This is a genomic window from Alteromonas sp. KUL17 (genome assembly GCF_006538305.1).
GTDB classification, from domain to species: Bacteria; Pseudomonadota; Gammaproteobacteria; order Enterobacterales; family Alteromonadaceae; genus Alteromonas; species Alteromonas macleodii.
The window spans coordinates 127264-146213 of sequence record NZ_BJKJ01000009.1; the positions used below are offsets into that span (position 1 = coordinate 127264).

19 protein-coding genes are annotated in these 18950 nt (G+C 44.4%); 5 read left to right on the forward strand and 14 right to left on the reverse strand.

Going from position 1 to position 18950, the window contains the following annotated elements; translation table 11 throughout:
- Positions 1 to 457: 457 nt before the first annotated feature.
- From KUL49_RS10320 to KUL49_RS20805, 10 genes are all read right to left on the reverse strand, one after another.
- On the reverse strand, positions 458 to 1285 hold the full coding sequence (locus tag KUL49_RS10320) for an ATP-binding protein (protein WP_131137228.1): 828 nt from the start codon (positions 1283 to 1285) through the stop codon (positions 458 to 460).
- Between the two features lie 6 nt (positions 1286 to 1291).
- The gene (locus KUL49_RS10325) at positions 1292 to 1960 is read right to left on the reverse strand and encodes a DnaT-like ssDNA-binding domain-containing protein (protein WP_015000151.1); all 669 of its coding nucleotides are present in this window, start codon (positions 1958 to 1960) and stop codon (positions 1292 to 1294) included.
- A gap of 27 nt (positions 1961 to 1987) precedes the next feature.
- Positions 1988 to 2425, reverse strand: coding sequence for an FMN-binding protein MioC (mioC, locus tag KUL49_RS10330; RefSeq protein WP_110289603.1), 438 nt, complete (start codon positions 2423 to 2425; stop codon positions 1988 to 1990).
- Positions 2426 to 2515: 90 nt separating this feature from the next.
- Positions 2516 to 3904, reverse strand: a complete 1389-nt coding sequence (gene mnmE, locus KUL49_RS10335; RefSeq protein WP_131137229.1) for a tRNA uridine-5-carboxymethylaminomethyl(34) synthesis GTPase MnmE — start codon at positions 3902 to 3904, stop codon at positions 2516 to 2518.
- 2 nt (positions 3905 to 3906) lie between these two features.
- A complete protein-coding gene (locus tag KUL49_RS10340) occupies positions 3907 to 4389 on the reverse strand; it encodes a YajQ family cyclic di-GMP-binding protein (protein WP_039228889.1) in 483 nt (160 codons plus the stop codon).
- A 64-nt stretch (positions 4390 to 4453) separates the two neighbouring features.
- The gene (gene yidC / locus KUL49_RS10345) at positions 4454 to 6112 is read right to left on the reverse strand and encodes a membrane protein insertase YidC (RefSeq protein WP_131137230.1); all 1659 of its coding nucleotides are present in this window, start codon (positions 6110 to 6112) and stop codon (positions 4454 to 4456) included.
- Between the two features lie 10 nt (positions 6113 to 6122).
- Positions 6123 to 6371, reverse strand: coding sequence for a membrane protein insertion efficiency factor YidD (yidD, locus tag KUL49_RS10350; RefSeq protein ID WP_014951464.1), 249 nt, complete (start codon positions 6369 to 6371; stop codon positions 6123 to 6125).
- On the reverse strand, positions 6356 to 6715 hold the full coding sequence (rnpA, locus tag KUL49_RS10355) for a ribonuclease P protein component (protein WP_015000154.1): 360 nt from the start codon (positions 6713 to 6715) through the stop codon (positions 6356 to 6358). Before rnpA ends, yidD begins: the two co-directional genes overlap by 16 nt.
- Before the next feature lie 15 nt (positions 6716 to 6730).
- The gene (gene rpmH, locus KUL49_RS10360) at positions 6731 to 6865 is read right to left on the reverse strand and encodes a 50S ribosomal protein L34 (protein WP_014290886.1); all 135 of its coding nucleotides are present in this window, start codon (positions 6863 to 6865) and stop codon (positions 6731 to 6733) included.
- Positions 6866 to 6885: 20 nt separating this feature from the next.
- On the reverse strand, positions 6886 to 7053 hold the full coding sequence (locus KUL49_RS20805) for a hypothetical protein (protein ID WP_155279887.1): 168 nt from the start codon (positions 7051 to 7053) through the stop codon (positions 6886 to 6888).
- Positions 7054 to 7491: 438 nt separating this feature from the next.
- On the opposite strand from KUL49_RS20805, the gene dnaA reads away from it, so the two are divergent.
- The 4 genes from dnaA (at position 7492) to gyrB (ending at position 13923) form a co-directional block, all read left to right on the forward strand.
- On the forward strand, positions 7492 to 9147 hold the full coding sequence (dnaA, locus tag KUL49_RS10365; protein ID WP_039228897.1) for a chromosomal replication initiator protein DnaA: 1656 nt from the start codon (positions 7492 to 7494) through the stop codon (positions 9145 to 9147).
- 32 nt (positions 9148 to 9179) lie between these two features.
- On the forward strand, positions 9180 to 10280 hold the full coding sequence (dnaN, locus tag KUL49_RS10370; RefSeq protein ID WP_012516526.1) for a DNA polymerase III subunit beta: 1101 nt from the start codon (positions 9180 to 9182) through the stop codon (positions 10278 to 10280).
- A 125-nt stretch (positions 10281 to 10405) separates the two neighbouring features.
- Positions 10406 to 11494 carry a DNA replication/repair protein RecF gene (gene recF / locus KUL49_RS10375; RefSeq protein ID WP_110289605.1) on the forward strand — a complete coding sequence of 363 codons (1089 nt, stop codon included), beginning with the start codon at positions 10406 to 10408 and terminating at the stop codon, positions 11492 to 11494.
- An 8-nt stretch (positions 11495 to 11502) separates the two neighbouring features.
- Complete coding sequence (gyrB, locus tag KUL49_RS10380; protein WP_131137231.1) at positions 11503 to 13923, forward strand: DNA topoisomerase (ATP-hydrolyzing) subunit B; 2421 nt, start codon at positions 11503 to 11505, stop codon at positions 13921 to 13923.
- Positions 13924 to 14094: 171 nt separating this feature from the next.
- On the opposite strand, the gene KUL49_RS10385 is transcribed toward gyrB, so the two are convergent.
- The 3 genes from KUL49_RS10385 to glyQ form a co-directional block, all read right to left on the reverse strand.
- Positions 14095 to 14538 (reverse strand): hypothetical protein, encoded by a 444-nt coding sequence (locus KUL49_RS10385; protein WP_039234509.1) that lies wholly within the window; start codon positions 14536 to 14538, stop codon positions 14095 to 14097.
- An 84-nt stretch (positions 14539 to 14622) separates the two neighbouring features.
- A complete protein-coding gene (gene glyS, locus KUL49_RS10390) occupies positions 14623 to 16701 on the reverse strand; it encodes a glycine--tRNA ligase subunit beta (protein WP_131137232.1) in 2079 nt (692 codons plus the stop codon).
- A gap of 2 nt (positions 16702 to 16703) precedes the next feature.
- Positions 16704 to 17609 carry a glycine--tRNA ligase subunit alpha gene (gene glyQ / locus KUL49_RS10395; protein ID WP_014996763.1) on the reverse strand — a complete coding sequence of 302 codons (906 nt, stop codon included), beginning with the start codon at positions 17607 to 17609 and terminating at the stop codon, positions 16704 to 16706.
- A gap of 146 nt (positions 17610 to 17755) precedes the next feature.
- Between glyQ and KUL49_RS10400 the strand changes: the two genes are divergently transcribed.
- Positions 17756 to 18364, forward strand: coding sequence for a DNA-3-methyladenine glycosylase I (locus tag KUL49_RS10400; RefSeq protein WP_014975246.1), 609 nt, complete (start codon positions 17756 to 17758; stop codon positions 18362 to 18364).
- Positions 18365 to 18475: 111 nt separating this feature from the next.
- Here KUL49_RS10400 and KUL49_RS10405 read toward each other — a convergent pair whose 3' ends face one another.
- Positions 18476 to 18937, reverse strand: coding sequence for a DUF2489 domain-containing protein (locus KUL49_RS10405; protein ID WP_014975247.1), 462 nt, complete (start codon positions 18935 to 18937; stop codon positions 18476 to 18478).
- Between the last annotated feature and the right edge of the window lie 13 nt (positions 18938 to 18950).

An 18950-nucleotide genomic window follows, 5' to 3' on the forward strand; every position in this document is an offset into this window, starting at 1 on the left:
GATAAAATGTTTGCTATTTATGTATCGCGATCAAAAGATCGTGTAGATACGTGCGTTATAGCGTGATCACATTGTGGAGGAGATCTTTTCCAAAAAGCTGTGATTAGATCGCCAGATCGCATTTATCAACACCTTCAAAAAGTGTGCACGTTTTTATGGACGACAAGATTATTTTTTCAAAACAGACCATTTTTCAGGAGAAAAACATAGAAGATGACCAAAATAAAGTCACTTTTACAAGGAAGAAGTTGGTCTGTAAGAATGGTTATTTGTTTGACTGAAGGAGATCGTTGAGTGTATCTATGAATTAAAACCGTATTGTTTTGGTAAAAGTGTGATCAATAGGCTAATTGATTCGCTATTACCTGGCACAACAGGAACATGCAATAAGGTTTAATGAAGGAAAAGACCTAGCAGAGTAAAGGCTAGGTTTCGAGAGAGAGGAAACCAGGTGCTATTAGCGCACCTGGTTGGGTTGATAGCGTGGCTGTGAAACAGAACCTTGCATGTCTTCTTGTTCAATGGTTAAGCCTTCACGGCGGCTTGGACCTTGGAACCTAACCTTGTAAGTGTCGTACTCTTTAATCGACTCAAAACAATAGGGGCCAAGGGCATTTTCAAGTTCAGCTAAATTGTGATTGGTGATCAAAATACAGTTTTTCTTGTTTACTAAGCGCTGTCTAAGCAGGTTACCAAACCAACTCTGCGCATTTTTCTTTAACACGCTTTCGTTTACACACACCTCATCAAGAATAAGCAGATCAACGTCTAGCAGTTCCTGATTGATCTCCCTGAAGCGCTGCCCTGCGTTGTCTGAAGCCCCAAAATCAAATGAGAAATTGCGCATTTCAAGCAGTGTAGACAGTTGACGATAAAGCACTGAAATTTCGTACTGCTCTATAAGTTGATGGGCAATGGCACCGGCAATATGTGATTTACCACGACCGTAATCGCCGTAAAACAGCATCATATGCGAGCCGCTTTGACGCCATGCAGGGTCGTCATGGGCAGCAATAAAAGACTGAGCTATCGATACGGCTTCAATCACATCGTCACTGTCTTCAACTAAGTTGGCGAAGGTCCATTTAGGATTCAGATCAGAACGGCCATAAATAGCTTCTACACGCGCTTTTTTACTACGCTGCTGTAGTTGTGATACTTCTTCGTTCGCTTTCGCTTCGTACTGCTTACGCAGCGTTTTATAGTCGATGTATTCACGATTGGGATCGACGTCTTTGTTGAGCGCTCTCGCTAAATTAGCAATTTTGTCTGTTATACGATCCATAACGAATTAACTCTTCTTAGTTGCGGCATACTTTTCCACCAGCTTTCTAGCATTATCATCTGCTTCTATGCCGGCTGCAACTTTCACTTGTTGCGTTCCCACCACCTTTGTTGGGGCGTAGCCTGAAGCGAGACGCTTGCGCTTGATATTGTTGGCAAACTTTTGTGTCCATTGGAATTCGCTAAACACTGAACTAGGTCTTCCTAACCAATAGGCAATGAATTCACCCACCTCGTTGTCATCAAATGTTTTATCGATAATACCCAGTAGCGAGGCCATTTCTTCAAACAACGCCTTGTTGGGCGTCCAATTAGGGGTCATGGCGCTATGACGGGCATGTAGTTGGTCGAAGTCCGATTGTGGCTCGCTTAGAAGCGGAAGAAGTAGGGTTTTCCCGTTGATTGTATGCTCAAGATCAAGTTCAAGGGGCAGGGCAACCAAACCCACTTGTTCAAGCTGCTTCACCAAGCTATTGATTTGACGACCGCGTTGGTAAGGCTCGTCTTTGCTGTCGCCGTTTAGCAAATTCAATAATTGCTTATAATCAATAGGTGCCGACGATGTCGTTGCCGAATTTGCACCTGTTCGAAGCCCAAGTAAATACAGTACCCGGCAATCGTTAGAGAGGGGAGATTGCAACGCCGCTAGTTCAGCTTGGGTAAGGTTGCTGTTCATCGCATTGGTTCCACGTAAAAACGCTTGTTAAGCATTGGCCAGCTTTTCGTCAAACCATTCCACGGCGGCATCTTCAGGGATAGGGTGTTCTAGCACATCGATGTATAGCGCGTCGGTAATTAACGTGCCACCTGCGTTTTTAATGTGTTTTTCCATTTCTTTTGCGCCGAAACAAAAGGTGTCGTAACTGGTGTCACCTAGCCCAATAACGTAGGCGTTTACTGCGCTTAAATCTGCGCCCTCTAACTGTTTTGCGAACGGCTGGATGTTGTCAGGTAATTCGCCAGCACCGTGGGTTGATGTACACACGATCCACGTTGATTCTGTTTTAATCTCATCTAAATTTGGTTCAGCGTGAATAGTGTGGGTGTGCCCGCTCGCATCAAGTTTTGCCGCAATGGCATCAGCCACATATTCTGCGGCACCTAACATGGTGCCGACGATGATTTCAAAATGCTTGCTCATTATTGGGTTGCTTCTCTATTTACGATTGTCGTCTTAACGTAAGTGCGGCTTATCCCGTAGGTTATTCACCTTCTTACTTTTATGGTCACGCTATTTGCCGATACAGAACGATGAAAAAATCTTACCAAGTAGATCGTCTGACGTGAATTCACCGGTTATCTCACATAGTGCCTGGTGAGCCAAGCGCAATTCTTCAGCAAGCAACTCACCCGCCATAGCATCATGCAGTTGTTGTTCGCCAGTGCTTACATAACTGTAGGCTTGGTCGAGTGCGTCTATGTGTCGTCTGCGCGCAATAAATTGACCTTCAGTTGTAGTATCGAAGCCCATGGTTTTGGCTAGATGTGCTTTTAGCGTGTCGACGCCGCTACCTTCTTTGGCTGATAGATTGATAACTGAGATATCACCTTGCTCGGTGGCAACTGTGCTTTGTCCAATATCTAAGGTACTAAGGTCGGCCTTGTTGCGAACTACGGTAACGGGGATGCCTTGTGGCAATCGGGCCATAAATTCTGGCCATATTTCATAAGGGTCGATAACAGCAGTTGCGGTAGAGTCTACAACGAATAATACGTGGTCAGCTTCATTAATGGCTTGCCACGCGCGCTCAATACCAATTTGTTCCACTTTATCTGGGCTTTCTCGAAGTCCTGCTGTGTCGATAATGTGCACCGGCATACCATCAATGTGTATATGCTCTTTAAGCACGTCTCGCGTGGTACCGGCTATATCGGTAACAATGGCGCTATCTCGTCCTGCTAAGGCGTTTAATAAGCTCGATTTACCGGCGTTAGGTCGCCCCGCAATCACCACCTGCATACCTTCGCGCAACAAGGTGCCTTGTTTAGCCTGTTCGCGCACTTTGGTTAAGCTTTGCATAATTGCGCTTAAGTCACCTGATACTTTCCCATCAGATAAGAAATCAATTTCTTCTTCAGGAAAATCGATGGCCGCCTCTACGTACATACGAAGATGCACGATTTGGTCAGATAGCGTTTGAATTTGTGTAGAAAACTCACCCTGTAGGGAGCGCAACGCACTTTTGGCTGCCTGTTTAGAGCTTGCATCAATCAAGTCGGCAATCGCCTCTGCTTGCGCAAGGTCTAATTTATCATTTAAAAAGGCCTGTTCACTGAATTCACCTGGATTGGCAAGTCGGGCATGGCCCGTTGCAAGCACGGCATCAATCAGCATGTCCATGACAACTTGACCGCCATGGCCCTGCAGTTCAAGTACATCTTCACCGGTAAATGAGTTAGGGCCTTTAAAAAACAGTGCTATGCCCTGGTCTATTACGCTGTTGTTAGCATCAACAAACGGCGTATAGGTCGCAAGACGTGGTGTTAGTGCGCTTGGTACTAACGCCTCTGCGATGGTTTTAGCCTTAGGACCTGAAACACGTACTATACCTACGCCGCCACGACCGGGCGCTGTCGCTTGTGCGGTAATAGTGTCGGTAGAAAGGGTGAGTGATTCCATAATTAGTCGCGGAAGTTTTTAAATTGAAAAGGTTGGCCTAAGTTCGACTCTTTAACCAGCGAAATCACTTGCTGCAAATCATCACGCTTTTTACCTGTTACGCGAAGTTCTTCGCCTTGAATAGCCGTTTGCACTTTGATTTTTGCGTCTTTCACCAGCTTCACAATCTTCTTCGCCATCGGCTGCTCAATACCTTCTTTAAAGGTAATGGTCTGACGGTAAGTTTTACCGTGGGCATCGTAGGGTTTAACATCCATAGATGAAGTGTCGACGTTACGTTTAGACATCGCCGTTCTAAACATGCTTTCCATTTGCTGAAGTTGGAATTCAGCTTCAGCTTTCATGACCACGGTTTTATCTTTGTACTCAAAGCTCGCGTCAATACCGCGAAAGTCGAAACGCGTTGATAGCTCACGGCTTGCGTTTTCAGTGGCGTTGCGTACTTCTTCCATGTTGATTTCAGAAACAATATCAAATGATGGCACAGGTTATTCCTCTTAAGACAAAACAGCCCGCATAGGCGGGCTGTATAATTCATTGATCAGCGTGTTATTTACTGCTGATGCCCCGCTTCTCCATTGAAGCATAAATCATTTTGGCTTGAACCAAGGTAATCACGTTACTGACTAGCCAGTATAGTACCAGACCTGCAGGGAACCACAGGAAGAATACACTCATTGCTACCGGCATCCATTGCATGATTTTCTGCTGCATTGGATCAGTAATGGTGGTTGGCTGAAGTTTTTGCAATAGGTACATACTTGCGCCAGTTAGAATTGGCAGCACAAAGTACGGGTCTTTTGTAGAAAGGTCAGTGATCCAAAGCACAAAGTCTGCATGGCGTAGTTCAACACTTTCCATCAGTACCCAGTAAAGCGCAAGGAAGATAGGCATTTGCAGAAGAAGAGGTAAGCAACCGCCCATTGGGTTTACTTTCTCTTTGCGGTAAAGCTCCATCATAGCTTGAGACATTTTTTGTCTGTCGTCGCCAAAACGGTCTTTTAGCTGCTGCATCTTAGGTGCTAAGTTGCGCATACGTGCCATTGACTCGTATTGCTTCTTAGTTAGCCAGTACATCGCGCCTTTTACTACAATAGTGATAAGGATAATTGCCACACCCCAGTTATTAACTAGGCTATGAAGGAAGGTAAGAAGGGCGAATAGCGGCTGTGAAATCCAGAAAAGAATACCGTAATCAACAGTTAGGTCTAATCCGCGCGCAATTTTCGCTAGGCTTTCTTGATCTTTAGGACCCATGTAAAGGGTAGACGCAAGGGTTTTGGTTTCACCAGGCGCTACGCTTTCAGACGGCGATAATACACCAATTACCGCATACTGATTTTTCAGATTACGAGAATAAAGCGTGTTCGTTTGCTCTTGTGAAGGTACCCATGCTGATACAAAGTAATGTTCAAGCATGCCAACCCAACCCGCTTTCGTGGTTTCGCGTAGGTTGTCATCTTCAATCTCGTCAAACGAATATTTCTGGTAGCGGTCATCTTCTGTTGAATATGCAGCACCACGGTACGTTGGCATAAACATGTTGCTGTCGTCTTCAAACTCCATCACTTGTTTAAGCTGCGCATACGGCTGAACCGTTGCTGCGCTGCCGGTGCCATTTTCAACGTTATAGCTAACATTTACGTCGTACTGACCTTTAGTGAAAGTGAAAGTTTTAGTAATCGACAATCCTTGGTTGTTTTTCCACGTAAGAGGAATAACAAGAGTGTCGCCAGTCATCTCATAATAGTCACTTTGTGCATTATACACTGGGCGGCCACTGCTGCTGGCATCAGGCCCTTGAGCACCGATTAGGCCACTTTGCGCTACATAAAGACCGTTGCCAGAGCGAAGTAGGCTGTAAGGAATGTCTGAACCTTGCTCTACCGGAAACTTAAGTAAGTCTGCTGATACCACATCACCGCCTAGCAAATCGATGCGTAAATCTAGCGTATCGGTTTTAACTTCAATAATGCGGTTTGAGCTTTGCGCCGCTGCGATAGGTTGTGCAGCAGGAACGCTATCACTACTTGGTACATCTTCGCTGCCATTTTCATTAAATGACGGTACGCCTTGTGATGTCTCTTGCGTTTGTTGTTGCTCAACAGGCACAACTGGCTGTGGCCCATAATCTTTTTGCCATGATTGCCAAAGCAAAAAGCTAACTAGCGCAAGGCCAATTATCAGAAAACTACGTTGCGATTCCATAGAGGTCTCTTTATTTTGAGTGTTTATCTTGTTGTTTTTCCGGCACTGGATCATATCCGCCGGCATGCAAAGGGTGGCATTTTAATATGCGTTTAATAGATAACCAACCGCCTTTTACTAATCCGTGCGTTTTTAATGCGTCTATAGCATACCAAGAACAAGAAGGATGGAAACGACATCGTTGCCCTAACATAGGGGAAATGAACCATTGATAGAATTTTATCAAGGCCAAAGGCACTGCAATTAAGAGTTGCCGCAACGCTTGTTTAATTTTTTCCATAGCTTGTCCAATGTAGCGAAAACTTCTTGGTTGCTAAGGTTGTCAGCGCCAGACTTGCCAATTACGATAATATCGACATTGGGTAAGTTGTGCTGTTTATGCCTAAAACTTTCTCTGACTAATCGTTTCAAACGATTTCTATCGTGAGCTTTACGGATACGTTTTTTCGCGAGCGTAATGCCTAAACGAGGAGTTGAAAGTGTATTTTTTCTGGCTAGAACAGTAAAAGAGGGAGATACAGCTGGGGTTGCGTTATCAAACACATAGGTAAAGTGGGTGGGAGTTAACAGACGTAACTCCCTAGAAAAATTATTCTCGCCCACTTTGGCGTCTTTCAATTAAGCTGAAAGACGAGCGCGGCCTTTTGCACGGCGAGCTGCTAGTACTTTACGACCATTTTTAGTCGCCATACGAGCACGAAAACCGTGAGAACGCTTGCGCTTTAGATTGCTCGGTTGAAATGTTCTTTTCATGACCAAAGTCTCACTTATATTTAGTTAAACATAGGCGTTTTTGGTAACACATTATGCTGTTGCCAGAACAATGTGGTGTTTTCACCAGAAAAGCCCATCGAAAAAGGACGCTGAATTCTAGAGATCTCGGGGCGTGCTGTCAATGCATATTCTCGCTTTTCGGATGAATAAGTGAACAATTTTTGCATTTTCTAACCGACAGCTTAATCGATAACGCAGTTTTCGTATAAATCGTCTGTGAATAACGCGTAAAATTTGGTTAGGTTATCCACAGTGCGTTGTGAAAAACACAGAGATAGATATAAAAAGCAAGGTGATCTAACAGTTTTTTAGCACAAATTTAGAATGAATTTTTCTCGTTATAGTTTGATTTGATCTAAAAGAAAAAAGCTTATTAATCAGTAGCTTGTTGTTTTGATCGAAAAGATCGATCGGGATCGCCATTTACATTGTGTTGATAAAGTAAGATAATCCACAGCGATTAAAACGATAACTTAATTTCTCGCTGCTACCCAACACTTCCAACGCTATTTTCTTCTAATGGCGCTTTTTAGTGCCTGCTTTCTCTATGCTTGGCTTTTTAGGAGTTGGTTTTTTCAGCGAGTTACGGGAGCTAACTACGTACCATGTCCTTGTGGAACCAATGCCTTGAAAGATTGCGTCAAGAATTACCAACGCAGCAGTTTAGTATGTGGATACGACCGCTTGTTTGTGAAGAACAACAAGGCGTGGTTGCACTCTATGCTCCCAATCGTTTTGTACTTGATTGGGTAAGAGACAAGTACCTGAATAATATTACCGCACTACTAAAAGAGTTTGCCGGAAGTGACGCACCACAATTGCGTTTAGAAGTGATGAATCGTCACAGCGTAAGCCGTAGTCAGCCTGTAAGTACCAGCGGATCTTCGCCTGCTCCAAATACGCCTAATAATCAACCAAGTAAGCCTAGTGCACCTGCGGGCGGTCAAGGGTATCAGAACTATAATACTAGTAATCAGCCTGTTCACAGCGGCAGTAATGGGCAGCACACATCGTCTTATTCACCAATGTCGAATAGCGGTATGCCATCATCGGCAAGCCAAGCGGGTGATCAAGGACAAAACAATGCGTTTTCAAAATCACCTTCATACACACAGGGTATGGATCTAAATGATCGCGGTGCGCAAAACCACGACCGTAATGGATATAATGCATACGCAGATCAAGCGCCAAGATCGTCTACACCGCCGAAAGTGATCCCGATCCCTGAGGCGATGAAGCATAAAAGTAATATTAATCCGACTTATCAATTCGACAACTTTGTCGAAGGTAAATCTAACCAGCTAGCACGTGCGGCTGCAACTCAAGTCGCAAATAACCCAGGCGGTTCTTACAACCCACTGTTTATTTACGGTGGTACGGGCTTAGGTAAAACTCACTTATTACATGCAGTGGGTAATGGCATCGTAGCTAATAACGGTGACGCTAAAATTGTGTATATGCATTCAGAGCGTTTCGTGCAGGATATGGTTAAGGCACTACAAAATAACGCGATAGAGGACTTTAAGCGCTTCTATCGCAGCGTTGATGCGTTACTTATCGATGATATTCAATTCTTTGCTAATAAAGAGCGTTCACAAGAAGAGTTCTTCCACACGTTCAATGCGCTTCTTGAAGGTAACCAACAAATCATACTTACTTCTGATAGATATCCTAAAGAGATTGATGGGGTAGAGGATCGATTGAAATCGCGCTTCGGTTGGGGTTTAACTATTGCTATAGAGCCACCAGAGCTTGAAACCCGAGTGGCTATTTTGATGCGCAAAGCGGCAGAGAACCGGATTCACTTACCTAATGAAGTGGCGTTCTTTATAGCTAAGCGATTGCGTTCAAACGTACGTGAGCTCGAGGGGGCACTTAACCGTGTTATTGCTAACGCAAACTTTACCGGTCGCCCTATCACTATTGATTTCGTTCGCGAAGCCCTTCGAGACCTTCTCGCGCTTCAAGAAAAATTAGTAACCGTTGATAATATTCAGAAAACCGTCGCAGATTATTATAAGATAAAAGTAGCTGATATTTTGTCTAAACGACGTAGTCGTAGTGTAGCGCGTCCTCGCCAAGTCGCGATGGCGCTGGCTAAAGAACTTACCAACCACAGTTTACCTGAACTAGGAAACGCGTTTGGTGGACGAGACCACACTACGGTTTTACACGCTTGTAGAAAAATAGAGCAGCTAAGAGAAGAAAGTCATGATATAAAAGAGGACTATAAGAACCTCATTAGGACTTTGTCTTCCTAACACCACGACCTTAGAGGCGAGATAGCACTGCGATGAAATTTACTATAAGCCGCGAACAATTTTTACAACCCCTACAGTTGGTATCTGGTGCTGTAGAGCGTAGACACACACTGCCAATTCTTTCCAATGTTCTCATCAAAGTAAGTGAGGACGCACTTTGGCTTACTGGTACAGATTTAGAGGTAGAACTAATTTCTAGCGTGAAATTAGAAGGTGAATTCACGGAAGGTGAAATTACTGTTCCTGCTAAAAAGCTGTTTGATATTATTCGCGGTATTTCTGAAGGAACAGATATTCATTTCTCGTTAGACGGCAGCAAAGCACTTATTCGTGCCGGTCGAGGTCGTTATACGCTTTCTACTTTATCTGCCAACGACTACCCAAATCTAGAAGACTGGGAAGGCGAAGTTGAGTTTGAATTATCGTGCAGTGATCTAAAACGTCTTATCGATGCAACGAGCTTCTCAATGGCTCAACAAGACGTACGTTATTACTTAAATGGTATGTCCCTTGAAACGGAAGAGAATATCATTCGTACCGTTGCAACAGACGGTCACCGTCTTGCTCTTTGTCGCCTAAACTACGAGACCGCTTTGCCATCTCGTCAGGTGATTATTCCACGTAAAGGCGTGTTAGAAATTTCTCGTCTTATTAGCGAAGATGATAAATCTCTTAAGGTGCAAATAGGCGCCAACCATCTTCGAATTTTCTCAAACGATTTCATTTTCACTTCGAAATTAGTTGATGGTAGATTTCCTGATTATCGCCGTGTTTTACCTCAAAATGGCGACAAGGAAATTATTGCGAGCAAAGCCGTATTAAAAGAAGCATTTTCACGTGCGGCCATTCTATCTAACGAAAAGTTTAGAGGCGTACGATTAAACTTGTCTTCTGGTGAGCTTAAGATAACGGCTAATAACCCAGAGCAAGAAGAAGCGGAAGAAATCGTTGATGTTCAATATCAAGGTGACGATTTAGAAATTGGCTTTAACGTTGCCTATTTAATTGACGTATTGAATGCGCTTGGATCTGATGGTGTTAAAGTTAGCCTATCAGACTCAAACGCAAGTGCGCTAATCGAAGATGATGCTGATGACGCCGCGTTATACGTTATTATGCCAATGCGACTGTAGTCACTACTACATTAAGTGTTTGCAGCGTTTCGCATATTCCACGTTATTTTGTTATTTAAATTATCAATTCAAGAAGCGATGAGTGTTGATACTCCTCGCTTCATTTCTTTCATCAGTGTGACCTCATGAAACTGGACCGCGTCCAGATTACACAGTTTCGTAATCTTACTTCCGTATCACTTTCTCCTTCACCAGCTTTAACCATCATTAAAGGGGTAAATGGGAGTGGGAAATCTTCGCTAATCGAGGCACTTTACTACCTTGGTTTTGGACGTTCTTTTAGAACAAATAAGCACAGCTCGGTTATTCAAAATGAAAAAGACAGCTTCAGTGTTTTCGCGTCATGCAGAACCGAAGAAGGGGATAAATTAAAGCTAGGCTTTCAACGAAGTCGAAATGAGACATTCACCTGTAGTATTAACGGTGAGCATTCAAATAAGTTATCAGATTTAGTCAGCCTGGTACCGCTTCAGCTTTTTACTCCGCAGAGCACTGACCTTATTATTGGTTCGCCATCCGAGCGCCGTCGGTTTTGTGATTGGGGATTGTTTCACGTGGAACATCAGTTTCAATCGCTTGCAAATCAGTACGGTAAATTTCTAAAGCATAGAAATGCGTTGCTGAAACAGCAGGCAAATTTAAGCGCACCACAAAACCAATATTGGGAGTCGCAGTTTGCTGAACTAGGTGAGTCATTATCTGCTACTCGTCAGGGATATGTGGATACCCTGACACCTATTTTTAAGCAGTACGCGCAAGAATTTCTTCCTAACTTCGATGTGGAATTGAGTTACTATAAAGGGTGGGAAAAAGATGTCGGTTTATCGGAAAGCCTAGTTAAAAAACGTGAGTATGATGGTAAAATAGGACACACCTCTTCTGGGCCCCATAAAGCCGATTTAAGGCTAAAAGTGAATGGTGTTAATGCTCAGGAGCTTTTATCGAGAGGGCAGCTTAGAATGGCTGTGGCAGCGCTTCAAATGTCACAGACTAAGCTATTTAACACGGCAACGCAGCGTAAAAGTATCTTTTTACTTGATGACGTTGGTGCCGAACTTGATGCCGATAAAAGAGAACAATTTATTGATGGGTTGCTCAAAATGGATACGCAGGTTTTCGTTACTGCAATAGAATCCACGCAACTCGCTTTTATACAAAAATACAACGAAAAGAAAATGTTTCACGTGGAACATGGAAGCGTGAAAGAGGAGTAAAAGCTAGTATGTCAGCAGAGAACAACTACGACTCGTCCAGTATTAAAGTACTTAAAGGATTAGATGCCGTAAGAAAGCGTCCTGGTATGTATATCGGTGATACTGATGATGGTACCGGATTACACCACATGGTTTTCGAGGTGGTCGATAACTCTATCGATGAAGCACTTGCTGGACATTGTTCTGAGATTACTGTGCTCATTCACAGCGATGGCTCAGTATCTGTGTCTGACGATGGACGTGGTATACCAACTGAGTTGCACCCAGAAGAGGGTGTGTCTGCAGCTGAAGTTATTATGACGGTTCTTCACGCCGGCGGTAAGTTCGACGATAACTCTTATAAAGTATCGGGCGGTTTGCACGGTGTAGGTGTATCAGTAGTAAACGCACTTTCAAGCCGATTGAAGCTTCGTATTCGTCGCGGTGGTAAAGCGCATGAACAAGAATATCATCATGGTGTTCCACAGGCGCCACTAGCCGTAACAGGCGATACTGACAAAACGGGAACTATGATCCGTTTCTGGCCAAGTTCAGACACCTTCACAGATACGCTTTACCACTACGATATTCTTGCTAAACGTCTTCGTGAACTATCATTCCTGAACTCTGGTGTGTCTATTCGCTTGAAAGACGAACGCGATGGAAAAGAAGACCACTTCATGTACGAAGGTGGTATCAAAGCTTTCGTTGAGTACCTAAATGAAAAGAAAACACCTGTTCACCAGAAAGTGTTTCATTTCAGCAGTGAACAAGAAGACGGTATTGCAGTAGAAGTAGCGATGCAATGGAACGATAGCTTCCAAGAAAACGTGTTCTGTTTCACCAACAATATTCCTCAGCGCGACGGCGGTACTCACTTGGCGGGCTTCCGTGGAGCGTTGACGCGTACATTGAATAACTACATGGAAAAGGAAGGCCTGAACAAAAAGGCTAAAACGAATGCCAGTGGTGACGACGCGCGTGAAGGTCTAACCGCGGTTATTTCCGTTAAAGTACCAGATCCAAAATTCAGCTCACAGACTAAAGATAAGCTTGTATCTTCTGAAGTTCGTCCAGCTGTTGAATCGGCAATGAATGAAAAGCTAGCCGAGTTCTTATTAGAAAACCCTGCAGAAAGTAAAATTATTGCGGGTAAGATTATCGATGCTGCTCGTGCTCGTGAAGCTGCACGAAAGGCTCGTGAAATGACACGCCGTAAAGGTGCGCTCGACTTGGCTGGTCTGCCGGGTAAGCTAGCTGACTGTCAGGAAAAAGATCCTGCACTTAGTGAATTATACATAGTGGAGGGTGACTCTGCGGGAGGTTCAGCTAAGCAGGGTCGTAACCGTAAAAACCAAGCTATTCTGCCGCTTAAAGGTAAAATCCTAAACGTTGAGAAAGCGCGTTTTGATAAGATGCTTTCTTCTCAGGAAGTTGCGACGCTTATCACGGCACTAGGTTGTGGTATCGGTCGTGACGAGTATGACCCTGAAAAATTACGCTATCACAGCATCATCATCATGACCGATGCTGACGTAGATGGTTCTCACATTCGTACGCTTCTACTCACATTTTTCTATCGTCAAATGCCTGAAATCATTGAGCGTGGATATGTATATATTGCACAGCCACCGCTATACAAAGTGAAGAAGGGTAAACAAGAGCAGTATCTTAAAGATGACGATGCCCTAACTAACTACCTAACATCAATCGCAATTGACGGTGCGTCTTTGCACACCAGCGATGAAGACCCAGGTATTAGTGATGTAGGCCTTGAAAACCTTGTTAAGCAGTACCAATCGGTAGAGAAGATGATTGCACGTATGAAACGTCTTATGCCTGCATCTATCCTCTACAGAATGCTTTACACGCCTACGCTAAACCTTGAAGACCTTAAAGATCAATCTGCACTAGAGCATGTGGCGAAACACTTCGTAGAGCAGCTTACAGAGCGCGAAAACGATGGTGCTACATACCGTTATGAAATTCGCACTGATGCTGAGCTTAGCGAGTACTACATTACAATCATTATGCGTATGCACGGTATCGATTATGAGTACGTTATCGATCATGAGTTCATCGAGTCGTCTGAATACCAGCGTCTTAAAGAGCTTAACCTTGCCATTAACGACATGATGGGCAAAGACGCCTATATTCAGCGTGGCGAGCGTAGACAGCCAGTTGAGTCTTTCAAAGAAGCACTAGAGTGGCTAATGAACGAAGCGAAACGCGGCCAATACATTCAGCGCTATAAAGGGCTAGGTGAGATGAACCCTGAGCAACTCTGGGAAACTACCATGGACCCAGAAAGCCGCCGTATGCTTCAAGTTACCATTGAGGATGCCATTGGTTGTGACCAGCTGTTCACTACATTGATGGGTGACCAAGTTGAGCCTCGTCGAGAGTTTATCGAAGCTAACGCGCTGAAAGTGGAAAACTTAGACGTGTAGAGCTTTTAGCTATTTGAAAAAAGCGACCAACGGGTCGCTTTTTTTGTGCCTAAGCTCAGGTTAATTACTCGTACTAAACAGAGAACTTTTTATTGGCATTGAATGTGAGGCAAGAGTCTTTACAATGAAAAAAGCTTGGTGAATGCCGCTACTACTACACGGCACTCAAGTCTAAACTTTAGAAACAACCAAGGCGACTTCCCCCGCACTTGCTGCTGTTGCTGTAAAGCGATAGGTGCCAGTTGAGGAGGGGGTAAATTGCAAGTTCTCTGAGCCCTGTTCACAGACTAAATAAACAGTGGAACCTAACATTACAGGCTGCCCTTTATATTTGCCGCCACAGCTTTGTGAGGGCGTCCATTTTGCATCTGACAACCTAAAATCATAAGGTTGTCCGTCGGCTATGAGTTCAACGTCCACTGTCCAGCCTGAATTTGATCGTTTGAACTTGTAACTAGGGTCAGCCTCCCACCAGTTAAATACACCTCTTAGGAACATGTTTTCGAATTGAATGCGAGGCACGTCCGGTGCTATTTCTGGAATTTTAAAACTTCCACTGCTTGAGCATGCTGAAAGTGCTATGCACATAGAAGCAATAGTTAGTAACTTTTTCACAGCGTCTCCATTTATAAAAAAGCCCAACGTTAAGGCTGGGCTCTTTGTTTTTCGCGGCATAAAACCGCATTAACTCTTACTAGCCTAAGACTTCGCGAGAATAGATATATCTGCGGTAGTAAGGAAAAGTTGCCTTAAAAGCGACAGTAAAGCAAGTCGGTTATTTTTAACCGCTTCGTCATCAGCCATAACCATTACGTTATCGAAGAAGTTATCGATTACATTACGTAAGGTTGCAAGCGCAGTAAGAATACGCGTGTAGTCCTGTGAAGGAACAGCAATATCAACTTCTTTCTGTGCGGCTTTCAGCTCAACGTAAAGCGCTTTTTCAGCTTCTTCAGCTAACAGTGACTCATCAATATTCACTGCGTCTGTCACTTCAACGTTCTGCTTAGCAAGGATGTTTGCAACACGCTTGTTAGCGGCAGCTAGCGCTTCGGCTTCTTCCAATGCTCTGAACTTATCTACCGCATGAACTCGGGCTAAGTAGTCAGCTGGCTTAGTAGGGCGACGAGCAGCAACGGCCTGAATAACGTCAATGGCGATAGCTTGATCTTGTAGGAGCGCAGTAAATCGACCCAATACAAAATCAACAACCTGAGATCGTGTTTCAGCATTTGTTAACTTATCGCCATACACATCGATAGCTTTGCTTACTAGCGTTTCAAGATCTAGCGGCAGTGACAGCTCAGTGACAATACGTAATACACCGATAGCTGCACGACGAAGCGCAAATGGGTCTTTATCACCCTTAGGTAACTGGCCAATACCAAAAATACCCACAAGAGTATCTAGTTTGTCAGCAAGCGCGACCGACGCGCTAACGCCTGAACTAGGAAGTGCGTCACCAGCAAAACGCGGCATGTATTGTTCATACAGTGCTTCTGCAACAGGCGCATCTTCACCGTCGTTTAGCGCATAGTATTTACCCATAACACCTTGAACGTCTGGGAACTCCATAACCATGTTCGACATCAAGTCGGTTTTAGCTAGAAGACCTGCTCGTGCAGCTTGTGTTTCATTCGCATCTATTTGCGACGCGATAAACGCCGATAGGGCGGATATACGCTCAGACTTTTCTTTTAGCGTACCAAGCTGTTTTTGGAACAACACGGTTTCTAAGCTTTCAAGGCGGCTTTCTAATGTCGTCTTTTTATCGCTGTTAAAGAAGAACTCAGCGTCTGCAAGACGAGGGCGGATAACCTTTTCATTGCCTGAAATAACTTGAGACGCATCACGACTTTCGATATTCGTTACGAATAAGAAAGTGTTTGAAAGTGCACCATCGCTATCTAACAGCGGCACATATTTTTGGTCGTCTTTCATGGTATAGATAAGCGCTTCTTTCGGTACTGCCAAGAAAGCCTCATCAAACCCAGCTTGAAGTACAACCGGCCACTCTACAAGTGACGCGATTTCTTCCAGTAAGTCTTCATTATAGTCTGGCTTAAGCGACAAGCTTTGCGCTGCGTCTTCAAGCTGCTGACGCACTTTATCTTTACGCGCCTCAAAATCTGCCAGCACATATTGTTGCTCAAGGGCAGAGGCGTAATTGTCAGCATGATCAAGTTCAAAGCGACCTTCGCCATGGAATCGGTGACCCTGAACAACGCGGCCGCTTGTTAAGCCCAATACAGAAACGTTAACCACTTCGCTTCCGTAAAGCACGCAAAGGGTGTGAACCGGGCGTATAAACTGAGTATTGTAATTACCCCAACGCATTGGCTTTGGAATAGGTAGCTTGCTTACCGCTTGGTTTATCAGCCCTTCTAGAAGCTCTGCAACTGATTGCCCTGGAACGTGGGCTTTATGAAGTAACCACTCTCCTTTGTCAGTTACAAGGCGCTCTGCGTCAGCCACGTCAATGCCGTTACCGCGAGCCCAACCTTGTGCTGCTTTAGTGGGGTTACCGTCGGCGTCAAACGCGGCTGATACTGCTGGGCCGCGTTTCTCTACTACTTTGTCAGCCTGACCTTCAGCAAGACCTGAAACATAAACGGCTAAGCGGCGAGGGGCTGCAAACCAGCTGACTGAATCAAAGCTTAAGTCAGCTTGCGTAAGCGCAGCTTCAAACTGCGTGGCGAAGGCTTCACCTAAAGATTTAAGCGCTTTTGGTGGGAGTTCTTCAGTACCTAATTCAACTAAACAATTTTCTGTACGCACGCTTATGCCTCCTTGTTACATAGTGGGAAGCCAAGTGCTTCACGTGCTTGGTAATAGCTTTCTGCACACGCTTTGGCTAGCGTTCGAACGCGAAGAATATAGCGCTGGCGTTCAGTCACTGAAATAGCATGACGAGCATCAAGCAAGTTAAATGCGTGTGACGCCTTCATAACCTGCTCATAGGCAGGAAGTGGAAGGTTGTTTTCGATAAGCTTTTGGCTTTCTGCTTCACATTCGTCGAAGGTTCTAAATAAAGCTTCAACATTGGCGTGTTCGAAGTTATACGTCGATTGTTCTACTTCGTTTTGATGGAACACATCGCCATAGGTCACTTTGCCCATAGGGCCGTCAGTCCAAACCAGGTCGTAGATACTATCGACACCTTGAACGTACATGGCGAGTCGCTCTAAGCCGTAGGTAATTTCGCCGGTAACAGGCTTACACTCTAGACCGCCTACCTGCTGGAAGTAGGTAAACTGAGTTACTTCCATACCGTTTAGCCACACTTCCCAACCAAGACCCCACGCACCAAGCGTGGGTGATTCCCAGTTGTCTTCTACGAAGCGAATGTCATGAACCAGCGGATCGAATCCTAACTCTTTCAAAGAGCCCAAGTACAACTCCTGAATATTATCAGGTGAAGGCTTAAGCATTACTTGGAACTGATAGTAATGTTGTAAGCGGTTTGGGTTCTCACCGTAACGACCATCGGTTGGTCTACGGCACGGTTGAACATAGGCGCTACTCATTGGCTCTGGACCTAAAGAACGTAGGAACGTCATAGGGTGAAAAGTACCGGCACCCACTTCCATATCCAGAGGCTGAATAATAACGCAGCCCTGACGCGCCCAATAATCTTGAAGCGCAAGGATCAACCCTTGAAAGGTCTTAATATCGTATTTCTGCATACATCCGCTGCTTATTAGTTATCTGACTTAAAATAAAGGTGGGATAGTATACAATTTGTGAGGCATAGTATGTAGGTGTAAAGGGTGAAAAAACGTCACGAATAAAGCCAATATGCCACTTCACAACAAGGATTTAATTTTAAGCCATGCCCAATCAAACAAAAATAGAAAAAAATATGCCTTTGCATCGCTGCGGTTGGGTAAGCAGCGACCCTATTTATTTAGCGTATCATGATAACGAATGGGGTGTACCCGAGCTAGATAGTCGCGCGTTGTTTGCTAAGTTATGCCTCGATGGACAACAGGCTGGTTTATCTTGGCTGACCATTTTGAAAAAACAGCAGAATTTTGAACAGGCATTCTATCAGTTCGACCCTGAGAAAATTTCGAAGATGGGCCCCGCAGATGTCGACAGACTTATGCAAGATAGCGGCATAATCAGAAACAAGCTCAAAATAGAGTCGGTTATCAAAAATGCCAAGGGTTTTTTAGCTATCGAAGCGTCGCAGCCATTCAGTGATTTTATTTGGCAATTTACAGATGGACGTACGGTCATTAATGCATGGGAAGACTTCAGGCAAGCACCCACATCAACCGATGCGTCTAAAGCAATGTCAAAAGCACTTAAAAAGCACGGATTTAATTTCGTAGGTGAAACGATTTGCTATGCTTTTATGCAAGCTGTAGGTATGGTCAATGACCACGAGGTAGGGTGTCATTGCTACGAGCGTACCTGCGAGCTCGCGATAAAGTGATATAGGCAAAGGTAACCGGGTTAAAAAATGGCCGACTACATACTGTACTCGGCCATTTTCGATATTGATTGCATCAGTTTTTATCTTTTAAATCAGCGTAGCGCTTACTCGTTATTTAGTGGCTATAAGTGTCTCACAATACGCCTTCAGCGGTGGTAATTCGTCCAACACTTTAGATTCGTACTCCGATTCAATCTGCTCGCGAGCGATATCTTGCTTTCTTCGCTCATTCTTAGGTAGCTGTTGCCTTGCTTCTAAAATTGCAAAACCGCTTACCTCTGTGAATAGTGCATGAATGTTGGGATACTGCGCTTTAAAATCAGGCGGAGTACTTATTGGAAGCGCGTTAAGCAAGTTCACGATGCGAATTACGCCTTCTGACAAATCACATTGCTGCTGCTCCATCGCCTTAGCTATTACTATAATACTGTCGGTTATAGTGGCTACGCGCGACTGCCTTGCCGCTTCTTGTCGCTCTTTTTGTTGTTTTAACATAAACAGCAGTTTGCCTGCGTAAAAACCTAGCGCAAGAATAATTAGTAGCGCGATGCCTGAAAGTACTGCCCAAAGCATGACTCTTTCCCGT

What these genes read in the sequence shown, in the direction of transcription:
- glyQ (WP_014996763.1), bottom strand. Translation starts at nt 17,609, where the DNA reads ATGCAGAAATACGATATTAAGACCTTTCAAGGGTTGATCCTTGCGCTT.
- yidC (WP_131137230.1), bottom strand. Translation starts at nt 6,112, where the DNA reads ATGGAATCGCAACGTAGTTTTCTGATAATTGGCCTTGCGCTAGTTAGC.
- dnaA (WP_039228897.1), top strand. Translation starts at nt 7,492, where the DNA reads ATGTCCTTGTGGAACCAATGCCTTGAAAGATTGCGTCAAGAATTACCA.
- KUL49_RS20805 (WP_155279887.1), bottom strand. Translation starts at nt 7,053, where the DNA reads ATGCAAAAATTGTTCACTTATTCATCCGAAAAGCGAGAATATGCATTG.
- KUL49_RS10320 (WP_131137228.1), bottom strand. Translation starts at nt 1,285, where the DNA reads ATGGATCGTATAACAGACAAAATTGCTAATTTAGCGAGAGCGCTCAAC.
- KUL49_RS10405 (WP_014975247.1), bottom strand. Translation starts at nt 18,937, where the DNA reads ATGCTTTGGGCAGTACTTTCAGGCATCGCGCTACTAATTATTCTTGCG.
- mnmE (WP_131137229.1), bottom strand. Translation starts at nt 3,904, where the DNA reads ATGGAATCACTCACCCTTTCTACCGACACTATTACCGCACAAGCGACA.
- mioC (WP_110289603.1), bottom strand. Translation starts at nt 2,425, where the DNA reads ATGAGCAAGCATTTTGAAATCATCGTCGGCACCATGTTAGGTGCCGCA.
- KUL49_RS10400 (WP_014975246.1), top strand. Translation starts at nt 17,756, where the DNA reads ATGCCCAATCAAACAAAAATAGAAAAAAATATGCCTTTGCATCGCTGC.
- recF (WP_110289605.1), top strand. Translation starts at nt 10,406, where the DNA reads ATGAAACTGGACCGCGTCCAGATTACACAGTTTCGTAATCTTACTTCC.
- KUL49_RS10325 (WP_015000151.1), bottom strand. Translation starts at nt 1,960, where the DNA reads ATGAACAGCAACCTTACCCAAGCTGAACTAGCGGCGTTGCAATCTCCC.
- gyrB (WP_131137231.1), top strand. Translation starts at nt 11,503, where the DNA reads ATGTCAGCAGAGAACAACTACGACTCGTCCAGTATTAAAGTACTTAAA.
- dnaN (WP_012516526.1), top strand. Translation starts at nt 9,180, where the DNA reads ATGAAATTTACTATAAGCCGCGAACAATTTTTACAACCCCTACAGTTG.
- rpmH (WP_014290886.1), bottom strand. Translation starts at nt 6,865, where the DNA reads ATGAAAAGAACATTTCAACCGAGCAATCTAAAGCGCAAGCGTTCTCAC.